This is a genomic window from Serratia sp. OS31 (assembly GCF_014164835.1).
In the GTDB taxonomy this organism is placed as follows: Bacteria; Pseudomonadota; Gammaproteobacteria; order Enterobacterales; family Enterobacteriaceae; genus Serratia; species Serratia liquefaciens_A.
In genome coordinates this window covers 21,457-33,343 of record NZ_JACJFQ010000032.1, presented here as the reverse complement: position 1 = coordinate 33,343, position 11,887 = coordinate 21,457, and the positions used below count along the sequence as shown (strand labels likewise).

Sequence of the window (11,887 nt, the reverse complement as noted above, 5' to 3'; positions counted from 1 at the left end):
CGCAGCATTGAACTGCGCCCACGAGTTGCTGGTGCCGAAAGGCGCCGCTTACTTGCTGCCGAAGATGCGGTTTTCCTGCTCTGCAACGCGGATAAAGGTGGTGCGCTTGGTCAGCTCTTTCAGACGCTCCGCACCGACGTAGGTGCAAGCGGAACGTAGGCCGCCGAGGATGTCGCGGACGGTGAATTCAACTTCTCCCCGCAACGGCAGCTTGACGGTTTTCCCTTCGGCCGCACGGTACTGGGCAACGCCGCCGACGTGGCGTTTCATCGCCGACTCGGAGCTCATGCCGTAGAACAGCATAAATTTCTCACCGTTCTCTTCCACAATGGTGCCTTCACACTCGTCGTGGCCGGCCAGCATGCCGCCCAGCATGACAAAATCAGCACCGCCGCCAAAGGCTTTCGCTACGTCGCCCGGGACAGAACAACCGCCATCGCTAACGATTTGGCCGCCGAGGCCGTGTGCCGCATCGGCGCATTCGATCACCGCAGACAACTGCGGATAACCGACGCCGGTTTTCACGCGGGTCGTGCAGACAGAGCCTGGACCAATACCGACTTTAACAATGTCGGCGCCGGACAGGATGAGTTCTTCCACCATTTCACCGGTGACGACGTTCCCGGCGCAAATAACATGCTTCGGACAGGCTTCGCGCGCTTTCTGCAGGAAAGCGACAAAATGCTCGGAATAGCCATTGGCTACGTCGATACAGATAAATTTCAGCTCGGGTGACAGCGCCAGGATCTGCTTCATTTTCACAAAGTCAGCGTCAGACGTGCCGGTTGAAACCATCACGTGGCGCAGCACCGATGCCGGCACGCGCTGCACAAAGGCGGCCCACTGCTCTACGGTGTAGTGTTTGTGTACGGCGGTGAGAACATCGAAGGAAGCCAGGGCCTCTGCCATGCTGAAGGTACCGACTGAATCCATGTTGGCGGCGATGATCGGCACACCAGACCAGCTACAGCCAGAATGTTTGAAGGTAAACTGACGTTCCAGTTCAACTTCTGAGCGGCTTTTCAGTGTGGAACGCTTTGGGCGAATCAGCACATCTTTAAAGCCTAACTTCAAATCTTCTTCAATACGCATGACTTATGATTTCCTGGTTTATGGCGACGGATCGCAGGATAGTATTCGAACCTATACCCAATGAATTTCAAGTTGCAGTCAACAACGCTGCAGCTTGAAAGGCGACGGGTAGATTAATGCCAGTTCCAGTGACGCTATCATACGCGCTAATAATCGCCGGACAAGACTGCGAATTCTCCTTTATTTGCGCTACAATCCGACAAATTTACCTGCGACACCGCAGTGTGACCTCCCGCTCATTTTCCCTTTCCGGCTGCGCTTTTTATCACCGTACGGCCGAAGCGGCCCGGCAAGCGCCGCCGGCTTACTTGCACTTCTGTGCGATCGCTTTATGATTCGTCTATTATTTTTTTATGAACCTCAGGTGCATTCCCTACCATGGCCTACATTGTTGCGTTGACAGGGGGTATCGGCAGCGGTAAGTCCACCGTGGCAGACGCCTTCGCTCGCCACGGCGTGACGGTGGTCGATGCTGACGTTATCGCCCGGCAGGTTGTCGAGCCTGGCACCCCGGCACTGGCTGCCATCGCCGACCGTTTTGGTAATGAAATGTTGCAGCCGGACGGTTCACTGAACCGTGCCGCCTTACGTCAGTGTATCTTCAGTAATCCTGATGAAAAGCGCTGGCTAAACCAGCTGCTGCACCCGCTGATTCATCAGGAAACTCAACGTCAACTGGCGCAAGTCACCAGCCCCTACGCTCTCTGGGTGGTGCCACTGCTGGTCGAGAACAACCTGCAGGCGCGTGCCGATCGCGTGCTGGTGGTTGACGTCGACAGCGAGACTCAGTTGGCCAGAACCATCGCTCGCGACGGTATCAGCCGTCAGCAGGCACAGAACATACTGTCCGCACAGGTCACGCGTGAACAGCGCCTGGCCGCTGCAGACGACATCATTGATAATAGCGGCGCCGCTCAGGGGATAGAGCCATTGGTTGCCACATTGCATTGCCGTTACCTTGAGCTGGCGGCATCAGCGACCCGACAGGATTAAACTGAATGAGTGATGTTTCCCCAAGCGTTCTTTTTGAACATCCGTTGAATGAAAAAATGCGCACCTGGCTGCGCATGGAATTTTTGCTGCAACAGCTGCATGGCCAGCGTGCATTAAGCGAAACGGCCATCGCCCTGACCTTTTTCCGCACCGTCGCCGATCTGCTGGACGTGCTGGAGCGCGGTGAAGTACGCACCGAGCTACTGAAAGAGCTGGAACGCCAGCAGCAAAAGTTGCTGGCATGGGCCGACGTTCCCGGCGTTGATATGTCGCTGGTGGATCAGTTGCGCAACCAGTTGAAGCAACGTGGTACCGCACTGATGTCGGCGCCGCGACTGGGTCAATCACTGCGCGAAGATCGGCTGATTAGTCTGGTGCGGCAACGCCTGAGCATCCCCGGCGGGTGCTGCAGCTTTGACTTGCCGACGCTGCACATGTGGATGCATGCGCCTCAGCAAGAGCGGGATAACGACGTAGCCGAATGGTTGCAAACGCTGGAACCGTTGAACCAGGCACTGACTATGGTGCTGGATCTGATCCGTCAGGCCGGCCCATTTCGCAATCAGATCAGCCTGAACGGTTTTTTCCAGGATAACGCCGAGGGGGCGGATCTACTGCGCTTGCGCATCAATCTGGCGCACCAGCTTTACCCACAAATTTCCGGCCATAAGACGCGCTATGCGATTCGTTTTCTGCCGCTGGACAGTGAGCTTGGCGTCGTGCCGGAACGACTAACCTTTGAGTTGGCCTGTTGCTGACCCAATGACATAAAGACCTTTCAGGCGTTGGAAGGGAGTAAGGAATAGATATGACTACCGTAGTGAAATGCCCAACCTGTGGCAAAGGTGTGGTTTGGGGAGAAGTGAGCCCATTTCGTCCGTTTTGCAGCAAACGCTGCCAGCTGATTGATCTGGGCGAATGGGCTGATGAAGAGAAGCGCATTCCCAGCAACAGCGATCTTTCCGAAAGCGAAGAGTGGAGTGAAGCAGACGATCGCTGATCGTCTTGCTTATCGGCCTGGCGCTTGCGAGGCCGATCGTGTTACTGCGCAGCCTTTGCCTGCTCCACCAGCAGTTTGATAATACTGATATTGGCCTGAGGGAACTCGTCTTCCCGCAGGTCAGCCTGCTTTACCCAGCGCATAGGCTGGCCTTCGCGACCGAAGGGTTCGCCAGCCCAGGCTTCCACCAGATAGAAATTCAACGTGACGATGCGATCGCTAAACTGATGCTCAAGCACGTCCAACAACTCCGCACGCAGGGCTTCAATGCCGGTCTCTTCCAATAGTTCACGGCCAAGCGCCTGTTCCGGCGTCTCTCCCTGTTCGATTTTGCCGCCGGGAAACTCCCAGAAACCGGCCATATGCGAATCGGCCGCACGGCGAGTAATAAAGATTTCCTGCTGGGCGTTACGAATGATGCCGACGGCGATGTTCAGATGTTTCATCGCATCCTCCTGATTTAGTCATTGGAGCGCGAAATGCAGCCCCAAAAAACAGGGGCTCAGCACGCTGAACCCCTGGGTTTTATTCGTTAAACAGTGTCGGCTTAGTTCTGCAGACGACCGTGACACTGTTTGTATTTTTTACCGGAACCGCATGGGCACGGATCGTTACGGCCCACTTTACGTTCTGCGATGGTCGGTGCATTAGGATCTTCAGTCACCAGCGCGTTTTCTTCATAGTGGCTCAGCTGCTGCTGTTTGGCCAGACGCTCAGCTTCTTCACGACGCTGCAGTTCCAAGGCTTCAACCTCTTCCGGCATCCGCACCTGAACCTTGCTCAGCACGCTGATCACTTCATGCTTCAGCGATTCCAGCATGGTGGCGAACATGTTGAAGGACTCGCGCTTGTACTCCTGCTTAGGATCTTTCTGCGCATAACCGCGCAGATGGATGCCCTGACGCAGATAGTCCATGGCCGCCAGATGCTCTTTCCACAGGGAATCCAGCGTCTGCAGCATCACGCCTTTCTCGAAGTTGCGCATCATCTCGGTGCCAACCACTTCTTCTTTACGCTGGTACTCTTCCTTGGCTTTTTCCAGAATACGCTCACGCAGCGTTTCTTCGTGCAGCTCAGGCTCTTTATCCAACCATTCGGCGATAGGCATATCCAGATCGAAATCGTTTTTCAGACGTTCGGTCAATCCCTGAATGTCCCACTCTTCTTCCAGCGACTGCGGTTGGATGTAGCCGTCGATCGTGGTCTTGAACACGTCTTCACGGATGCTGGCAATGGTTTCGCTAACGTCGGACACGTCCAGCAGTTCGTTACGCTGGCTGTAGATGGCACGGCGCTGATCGTTGGCCACGTCATCGTATTCCAGCAGTTGCTTACGAATGTCGAAGTTGCGGCTTTCTACTTTACGCTGGGCGTTGGCAATCGCTTTGGTGACCCATGGGTGCTCAATCGCCTCACCTTCTTTCATCCCCAATTTACGCATCATGTTGGAAACGCGATCGGAGGCGAAGATGCGCATCAGGGCATCTTCCATCGACAGGTAGAAGCGGGATGAACCGGCATCACCCTGACGACCGGAACGGCCGCGCAACTGGTTATCGATACGGCGTGATTCATGACGCTCGGTACCAATGATGTGCAGGCCGCCTGCTGCCAGTACGGCATCGTGACGGATTTTCCAGGCGTCTTTAATCGCCGCGATTTGCTCTTCGGTTGGATCTTCCAACTGGGCAATCTCTGCCTGCCAGCTGCCGCCCAACACGATGTCGGTACCACGACCGGCCATGTTGGTAGCAATGGTAACCGCAGAGGTCTGGCCAGCCTGAGCAACAATGTCCGCTTCCATGGCGTGGAACTTGGCGTTCAACACCTTATGGGCGATACCGGCTTTCTCCAGCTCGCGCGAAACCACTTCGGATTTCTCGATTGAAATCGTACCGACCAGAACCGGCTGGCCGTTGGCGGTGCGCTCACGAATATCTTCAATGATGGCGCCAATCTTTTCATGCTCGGTCATGTAGACCAGATCCGGCATGTCTTTACGCAGCATTGGACGGTTGGTCGGCACCACGATGGTATCCAGCTTGTAGATCGAGCTGAATTCAAAAGCTTCGGTGTCGGCGGTACCGGTCATCCCGGCCAGCTTCTCATACAGGCGGAAGTAGTTCTGGAAGGTGATGGAGGCCAGGGTCTGGTTTTCGTTCTGGATTTCCACGCCTTCTTTGGCTTCCACCGCCTGGTGGAGGCCATCGGACCAGCGACGGCCATGCATGGTACGGCCGGTGTGTTCGTCGACGATGATGACTTCACCGTCTTTTACGATGTAGTCAACGTCGCGGGTGAACAGCACATGGGCACGCAGAGCCGCGGTCACGTGGTGCATCAGCATGATGTTGGTCGGTGAGTACAGTGACTCCCCTTCGTCCATGATGCCGGCTTCCATCAGCATTTCTTCGATCAGGATCAGGCCGCGTTCGGTCAGGTGCACCTGACGCGCCTTTTCGTCAACCGAGAAGTGGCCTTCGCCCTGGAAGGAGTCCGAATCTTCTTTTTCCTGACGGATCAGTTTAGGGATCAGCTTGTTAACCTTGATGTACATCTCGGAGCTATCTTCAGCCGGGCCAGAGATGATCAACGGCGTACGCGCTTCATCGATCAGGATGGAGTCAACCTCATCCACCAGCGCATAGTGCAGTTTACGCTGAACGCGCTCTTCCGGGCTGAACGCCATGTTGTCGCGCAGATAGTCGAAACCGTATTCGTTGTTGGTGCCGTAGGTAATGTCTGCGGCATAGGCTTCACGCTTGGCCGGTGCCGGCATGCCCGGCAGGTTGATACCGATGCTCAAACCGAGGAACTCGAACAGCGGGCGGTTGTTCTCGGCGTCACGCTGTGCCAGATAGTCGTTGACGGTTACCACGTGCACGCCACGGCCGCTCAGGGCGTTCAGATAGGCTGGCAGGGTAGCGGTCAGGGTTTTACCTTCACCGGTGCGCATCTCTGCGATACAGCGGTCATTCAGCACCATGCCACCCAGCAGCTGCACGTCGAAGTGACGCATACCAAAGACACGCTTGCTCGCCTCACGCACTACCGCGAAGGCCTCAGGCAGCAGGTTTTCCAGCACTTCGCCCTTTTCCAGGCGCGCGCGGAACTCGTTGGTCTTGGCTTTCAGTTCGTCATCGGACAGTTTTTCCATGTCCGGTTCCATCTGGTTGATCAGCTCAACCGATTTGCGCATGCGGCGCAGCGTACGATCGTTACGGCTACCAAAAACTTTGGTCAATAATTTCACTAACATGATGTTTGATATCTCTGTCATGACGGCCAACACAGGCAGTCAATTTGCTGTTATTTTTTAGGTTTTTTTGTCGCCCGAGGGGCAAGAAATCAGCTTAAGGCTGCAGGTCCGGCGCGAATGCCCTGCACTTGCGCAAGCCACAACCCGGCCTGATGCTGCGCAACAGCGGGTAGCACGGCATGGTGAGTGTTGCGAATGATGGTCGGCGGCTTCGGCTCGTGCGTCAGCAACGCATTAAGGGTAGAAAGCAGCGCCAGTTGCGCCACCTGCAATGGGGGTTCGGTAATTTCCGCTTCGCTTTCCTGCACCCGAGCATAAACGGCCTGCGGCGCAAGCGCAAAAGAGAGGTGACGAATGACGGTACGAAGCGCATGCTGGTGCCAATAATCGACACTGAAGGTCGGGCGACGGTGCGCTTCTTGCAGCAACGCCAGGCTATTAAAGGCGCCACTGGCGGAGTTTTGCCGGTTGAGGCTGGACGAGGTGCTCGGCAGAGCGGCTTGATCGGGGTTGCCGGTCAGATTGGTAGGTACGCCAAGCGTGGCCGCAACCATCCCTAAAAGGAGATGGGGCCAGAAATAACGTCTGCCAAATTGTCGCCAACGATTTAGAATACCGATCACGAGTTTATAATCCGCCGGAGCCCATTATGCGCGATAGCCGTCCACAATTATTAGATTCCCTGTTCGACGACGCGTCTGCAGAAGACAAAGGGCCATTGCATAACGTCCAACAACGCGCAGTCGCGTTGCTTAAGCTTAACCGTGCAGTGAAAGGCCTGTTGCCCGTTCAACTGCATCCTTGGTGCCGCGTCGCAAATTTCCGACAGGGTATTTTAGTGCTAGAAACGGCAAATGCCAGCTGGATGATGCGTCTACGCTACGAACAACCGGCTTTATTATCAGCACTACGAGCGCAAATTCTACCATCATTGTCGTCGATCGACATCAGGATTAATCCGGCCTTGATGGCAAAAGGGAGCAACCTTGTGCAGGACGCCGCAAAAACGGCAGAAAATACGCAGTCAAGCGTGCCTATGCGTCATCTGAGTCAGGAAAGTGCTGGGGAATTAAGGGTATTGGCGAGCCGCAGTCCGGAAAAACTGCGCAAGATATTGGAACGACTGGCATCGTTGGCCGGAGAGAGTGCCAACGCTACCAGTCGTGATAAATAATCAGCGGTATCGACTTATGCCAATACGGTAGACGGAGCTTTGAATGCCAGCGGCATTTCGGCTTCGTCCTGGAAGGTGACGTACTCCCACGCTTCCTGCTTCGCCAGCACTGCTTGCAGCAGTTTGTTGTTCAGCGCATGACCAGACTTGTACGCGGTAAACGCGCCAATGATGTTATGGCCGCACATGAACAGGTCGCCGATGGCGTCCAGCATTTTGTGGCGTACGAATTCGTCTTCGAAGCGCAGGCCGTCTTCGTTCAGCACGCGGTAATCATCTACCACGATGGCACAGTCAAAACTGCCGCCCAGGGCCAGGCCACGTGACTGCAAATACTCGATGTCACGCATGAAGCCGAAAGTACGCGCACGGCTGATTTGACGCACGAACGAGTCGGCAGAGAAATCAAGGCGGTAGCGTTGCGTACTGGCGTCGATCGCCGGGTGGTTGAAGTCGATGGTGAAGTCCAGGCGGAACCCGTTATGCGGGGACAGCTCGGCCCACTTGTCGCCATCTTCAACACGCACGGTGTCTTTCAGACGCAGGAATTTCTTCGCAGAGTTCAGTTCTTCAATGCCGGCATCCAGCAACAGGAAGACGAACGGACTGGCACTGCCGTCCATGATAGGGATTTCAGCAGCGTCAACTTCGATAACGATGTTGTCGATGCCCAACCCAGCCAGTGCGGCATTAAGATGCTCAACGGTAGAAATACGCACGTCATGCTCATTGACCAGGCAGGTACAGAGCATGGTATCACGCACGGATTTTGCATCAGCCGGAAAATCAACCGGTGGATTCAAGTCAGTGCGACGATAGATGACCCCGGTATTAGCCGCCGCGGGTCGCATTGTCAGCGTGACTTTCTTGCCGGTATGCAAACCGACGCCAGTCGCCTGAACAATACGTTTTAATGTCCTTTGTTTGATCATCGTTTTATCTCGCAATGTTATCAATCCTACCAGCCAAGCATACAGCATGGCTGGCGGGACAGTTTAGCACAAAGAGCGGAGATTCCAAATTCTCAGGATATTCTTAGTCTGCCTGCTTGCGCAGGAAGGCAGGAATATCAAGATAGTCGGGCTCTTTATTAGGCTGCGCAGTCGGATCGTTAACCACCTTGGCGGCAGGTTTCACTTCCTGCGGCAGCGGCGACATGCCGTGCTGCTGGTAGCGATGATCCATCACTGGCTGGCTGGCCTGTTTGTTGGTCACCAGAGTGATTTCCGGACGTTTGTCCATGCCGATACCGGTCGCAACCACGGTCACGCGCAGTTCGTCGTTCATTTCCGGATCCAGCGAGGTACCAATTACCACGGTCGCGTTGTCGGAAGCGAAAGCACGAATGGTGTTACCCACGGTTTCGAACTCATCCAGGCGCAGGTCGAAACCGGCGGTGATGTTGACCAGCACGCCGCGAGCGCCGGACAGGTCGATATCTTCCAGCAGTGGGCTGGAGATCGCCATTTCCGCGGCTTCTTCAGCACGGTCTTCACCACAGGCAACGCCGGAACCCATCATCGCGTAGCCCATTTCAGACATTACGGTGCGCACGTCGGCGAAGTCGACGTTCATCAGGCCCGGACGGGTGATCAGTTCGGCAATACCCTGTACCGCGCCTTTCAGCACGTCGTTAGCCGCGCCAAACGCGTCCAACAGAGAAATGCCGCGACCCAGAACTTTCAACAGCTTGTCGTTCGGGATAGTGATCAGTGAGTCCACATGTTTGGACAATTCTGCGATACCCTGCTCAGCGAACGCCATGCGTTTCTTGCCTTCAAAATTGAAAGGCTTGGTCACCACGGCCACTGTCAGAATACCCAGATCTTTAGCAACTTCAGCGACCACTGGCGCTGCACCGGTACCGGTACCGCCGCCCATGCCGGCTGCAATGAAGACCATGTCTGCACCATCCAGTGCGGCGCGCAGGGCTTCACGGTCTTCTTCCGCTGAATTGCGACCCACTTCAGGGTTCGCGCCTGCACCCAGACCTTTGGTAATACCGCTACCGATCTGGATGGTTTGGCCAACTGCCGTTTTACGAAGCGCCTGAGCGTCTGTATTAACGGCAAAGAATTCAACACCTTCGATGCGCTCGCGCACCATGTGTTCAACGGCGTTGCCACCGCCACCGCCGACGCCGATGACTTTAATCACCGCGTCATTGGTTAGTTCCATTGGTTCAAACATAGTTTCTCTCCGTTTTGTGCCTGTCGCTGCGAGATCATAAAAAGATTACTCAGCATGATCTCTTTGTTGAAACATTAAAACTCTTTTCTCAGCCAGCTATTGATACGTTTAAACCAATTGCCCACCGAGGCGCGTTTTTCTACTTCTGCCTCACCGCTCAGGTGAGACTCTTTTCCATAGTGCAGCAGACCTACCGCCGTAGAGTAGTAAGGCTCCTGCGCATAATCCGTCAGACCCGTGATGTTCAAGGGTTGGCCGATGCGTACCTGGGTGTGGAACACCCGTTGCGCACAGGCTGCCAGGCCATCAATCTGGGCGGCGCCACCGGTCAGCACAATACCCGCTGCCAGATGATGCTTCACCCCTTGCTGACGCAGTTGCTCCTGCAATTGCAAAATTTCATCGTTAACCAGATTCAACAGTTCGGTGTAGCGTGGCTCAATCACTTCAGCCAGTGTCTGTCTTTGCAGACTCCGAGGAGGACGTCCTCCAACGCTTGGCACCTCTACACTTTCATCCTTGCTAACAATCGACCCAAGCGCACAGCCGTGTCGAACTTTGATCGCTTCCGCGTCTGTCGGCGGCGTGCCGAAGGCGTAAGCGATATCGCTGGTGACCACGTTCCCTGCGTAAGGGATCACTTTGGTGTGGCGCAGCGCACCGCCGGTGTACACCGCCATATCCATGGTGCCGCCGCCGATATCCACCACACAAACGCCGAGTTCGCGCTCATCTTCGGTCAGTACTGCATAGCTGGCAGCCAGACCGGCGAAAATAAGTTGGTCAACTTTCAGACCACAACGTTCTACTGCCTTAACGATGTTCTTAGCCATATCGTTATGGCAGGTGATCAGGTGCACCTTGGCTTGCATACGCACGCCGGACAACCCGACCGGGTTTTTGATGCCTTCCTGATAATCGATGGCGTATTCCTGAGGGATGACGTGCAGGATGCGGTGTTCATCACGTACGCGTACCGATTTAGCGGTATGCACCACGTTTTCCACATCTTCCTGCGTCACTTCCTCTTCGGAAATAGGAACCATCCCTATTTCGTTCTGGCAGCTGATGTGTTTACCCGATAATGCGAGGTAAACCGAAGAAATCTGACAATCAGCCATCAGTTCGGCCTGATCGATAGCACGCTGTACGCACTTCACTACCGACTCCAGGTCGTTAACGCCCCCCTTATCCATACCGCGAGACGGGCAACTGCCCACCCCGATAATGTTGACCATGCCATCGGGCAGAACTTCCCCTACCAATGCGGAGACTTTTGCAGTACCGATCTCCAGTCCAACTACCAGTTTTCTGTCCGTCGACTTGATCATTGTTGTTTTGCCTGTGCCTGATTCTGTTGCTGATTACTGTTCTGCCGATCGCCTGCAGCCTGCGGGTCGATAAACGCGGGGGCCCAACCTACCGATGCACCGGCCTCATAGCGTAAGTCGACATAACTGACTCGCTTGCTTTCTGCCTGCCCCTGCTGCTGCAATACCGGGTAAAGCTCGATAAAGCGCTGCAGGCGTCCGGTGCGATCGTCGCGTCCCAGCTCCAGCCGAACATCATTATCCAAAGCCAGCTGCCAGGAATGGCGAGCGCTCATGGCCGCCATTTTCAGCGTATACTTGCTGGCCGCTAACATGCTGCTCATGGTCCGGTAACCTTCAAGAACATCCTGTTCGCTCCCTTCCGGACCATAGAGCAACGGCAACTTCTGTTTGCCAATTCGTTCTGCAGGCACGCTGAAGGATTTGCCTTCGGCATCTACCATGTGCAAATCATTCCAGCGCGCCACCGGGACATATTCCACCAGGTGGATCTTCAGCTCATCCGGCCATTGCTTGCGCACGCTGGCCTGCTTGATCCACGGCAGGCGTTCAATCTGCTGCTGGATGATATCCACATCCTGCGTCATGAACGTCCCCGGCGATCCCAGTGCCAGGATGGCCTGACGAATATCGTCGTTGGTGGTGTAGTGACGTTCACCGGTCACCACCAGTCGTGACAGCGGCAGGCGGCTGGCGTCTTTCATCCAGCCAATCACCGCCCAACCACTCCACAGGACCGTTCCCAACACCATCAGCAGGAAAATCATTCCCGCCAACTGGGTTCCATTGCTGCGGCGCGGGTTATTGTCCACCTCGCGTTCACGCGCATTCAGGGCAGCTTGCGACAT

At 55.3% G+C, this 11,887-nt stretch carries 12 protein-coding genes; 4 read left to right on the top strand and 8 right to left on the bottom strand.

Annotation, left to right across the window (positions count from 1 at the left end; all coding sequences use genetic code 11):
- Positions 1–48: 48 nt before the first annotated feature.
- Entirely contained in the window at positions 49–1,092 is a 1,044-nt protein-coding gene (locus tag H5P17_RS21565) for a GMP reductase (protein ID WP_044554183.1), read from the bottom strand.
- A 378-nt stretch (positions 1,093–1,470) separates the two neighbouring features.
- Between H5P17_RS21565 and coaE the strand changes: the two genes are divergently transcribed.
- From coaE to yacG, 3 genes are read left to right on the top strand one after another with little or no spacing between them, the layout of a single operon-like run.
- Positions 1,471–2,085 carry a dephospho-CoA kinase gene (coaE, locus tag H5P17_RS21560; protein ID WP_182825125.1) on the top strand — a complete coding sequence of 205 codons (615 nt, stop codon included), beginning with the start codon at positions 1,471–1,473 and terminating at the stop codon, positions 2,083–2,085.
- A 5-nt stretch (positions 2,086–2,090) separates the two neighbouring features.
- Positions 2,091–2,843: a cell division protein ZapD gene (gene zapD, locus H5P17_RS21555; RefSeq protein WP_044554181.1), complete on the top strand. Its 753-nt coding sequence runs from the start codon at positions 2,091–2,093 to the stop codon at positions 2,841–2,843.
- A gap of 50 nt (positions 2,844–2,893) precedes the next feature.
- Positions 2,894–3,085, top strand: coding sequence for a DNA gyrase inhibitor YacG (gene yacG / locus H5P17_RS21550; RefSeq protein ID WP_020825219.1), 192 nt, complete (start codon positions 2,894–2,896; stop codon positions 3,083–3,085).
- A gap of 41 nt (positions 3,086–3,126) precedes the next feature.
- Here the strand turns inward: yacG and mutT are convergent, their stop codons facing one another.
- The 3 genes from mutT to secM form a co-directional block, all read right to left on the bottom strand.
- Positions 3,127–3,531 (bottom strand): 8-oxo-dGTP diphosphatase MutT, encoded by a 405-nt coding sequence (gene mutT / locus H5P17_RS21545; protein WP_182825123.1) that lies wholly within the window; start codon positions 3,529–3,531, stop codon positions 3,127–3,129.
- A gap of 101 nt (positions 3,532–3,632) precedes the next feature.
- A complete protein-coding gene (secA, locus tag H5P17_RS21540; RefSeq protein ID WP_046374515.1) occupies positions 3,633–6,344 on the bottom strand; it encodes a preprotein translocase subunit SecA in 2,712 nt (903 codons plus the stop codon).
- Between the two features lie 89 nt (positions 6,345–6,433).
- Positions 6,434–6,967, bottom strand: coding sequence for a secA translation cis-regulator SecM (secM, locus tag H5P17_RS21535; RefSeq protein WP_044554178.1), 534 nt, complete (start codon positions 6,965–6,967; stop codon positions 6,434–6,436).
- A 26-nt stretch (positions 6,968–6,993) separates the two neighbouring features.
- Here secM and H5P17_RS21530 point away from each other — a divergent pair, with 26 nt between their 5' ends.
- Complete coding sequence (locus H5P17_RS21530) at positions 6,994–7,518, top strand: DUF721 domain-containing protein (RefSeq protein WP_044554177.1); 525 nt, start codon at positions 6,994–6,996, stop codon at positions 7,516–7,518.
- A 14-nt stretch (positions 7,519–7,532) separates the two neighbouring features.
- Here H5P17_RS21530 and lpxC read toward each other — a convergent pair whose 3' ends face one another.
- The 4 genes from lpxC to ftsQ all read right to left on the bottom strand — a co-directional run bounded on the left by lpxC (position 7,533) and on the right by ftsQ (position 11,887).
- Positions 7,533–8,450, bottom strand: a complete 918-nt coding sequence (lpxC, locus tag H5P17_RS21525; RefSeq protein ID WP_037426060.1) for a UDP-3-O-acyl-N-acetylglucosamine deacetylase — start codon at positions 8,448–8,450, stop codon at positions 7,533–7,535.
- A gap of 103 nt (positions 8,451–8,553) precedes the next feature.
- A complete protein-coding gene (gene ftsZ / locus H5P17_RS21520; RefSeq protein ID WP_004950150.1) occupies positions 8,554–9,708 on the bottom strand; it encodes a cell division protein FtsZ in 1,155 nt (384 codons plus the stop codon).
- 74 nt (positions 9,709–9,782) lie between these two features.
- Positions 9,783–11,039, bottom strand: a complete 1,257-nt coding sequence (ftsA, locus tag H5P17_RS21515) for a cell division protein FtsA (RefSeq protein ID WP_004950148.1) — start codon at positions 11,037–11,039, stop codon at positions 9,783–9,785.
- Positions 11,036–11,887: a cell division protein FtsQ gene (gene ftsQ / locus H5P17_RS21510; protein WP_182825121.1), complete on the bottom strand. Its 852-nt coding sequence runs from the start codon at positions 11,885–11,887 to the stop codon at positions 11,036–11,038. The genes ftsA and ftsQ overlap by 4 nt, the downstream gene beginning before the upstream one ends.

Bases quoted from the DNA above. Each gene is read 5' to 3' on its own strand.
- H5P17_RS21565 (WP_044554183.1), bottom strand. From the start codon at position 1,092: ATGCGTATTGAAGAAGATTTGAAGTTAGGCTTTAAAGATGTGCTGATT.
- coaE (WP_182825125.1), top strand. From the start codon at position 1,471: ATGGCCTACATTGTTGCGTTGACAGGGGGTATCGGCAGCGGTAAGTCC.
- zapD (WP_044554181.1), top strand. From the start codon at position 2,091: ATGAGTGATGTTTCCCCAAGCGTTCTTTTTGAACATCCGTTGAATGAA.
- yacG (WP_020825219.1), top strand. From the start codon at position 2,894: ATGACTACCGTAGTGAAATGCCCAACCTGTGGCAAAGGTGTGGTTTGG.
- mutT (WP_182825123.1), bottom strand. From the start codon at position 3,531: ATGAAACATCTGAACATCGCCGTCGGCATCATTCGTAACGCCCAGCAG.
- secA (WP_046374515.1), bottom strand. From the start codon at position 6,344: ATGTTAGTGAAATTATTGACCAAAGTTTTTGGTAGCCGTAACGATCGT.
- H5P17_RS21530 (WP_044554177.1), top strand. From the start codon at position 6,994: ATGCGCGATAGCCGTCCACAATTATTAGATTCCCTGTTCGACGACGCG.
- lpxC (WP_037426060.1), bottom strand. From the start codon at position 8,450: ATGATCAAACAAAGGACATTAAAACGTATTGTTCAGGCGACTGGCGTC.
- ftsZ (WP_004950150.1), bottom strand. From the start codon at position 9,708: ATGTTTGAACCAATGGAACTAACCAATGACGCGGTGATTAAAGTCATC.
- ftsA (WP_004950148.1), bottom strand. From the start codon at position 11,039: ATGATCAAGTCGACGGACAGAAAACTGGTAGTTGGACTGGAGATCGGT.
- ftsQ (WP_182825121.1), bottom strand. From the start codon at position 11,887: ATGTCGCAAGCTGCCCTGAATGCGCGTGAACGCGAGGTGGACAATAAC.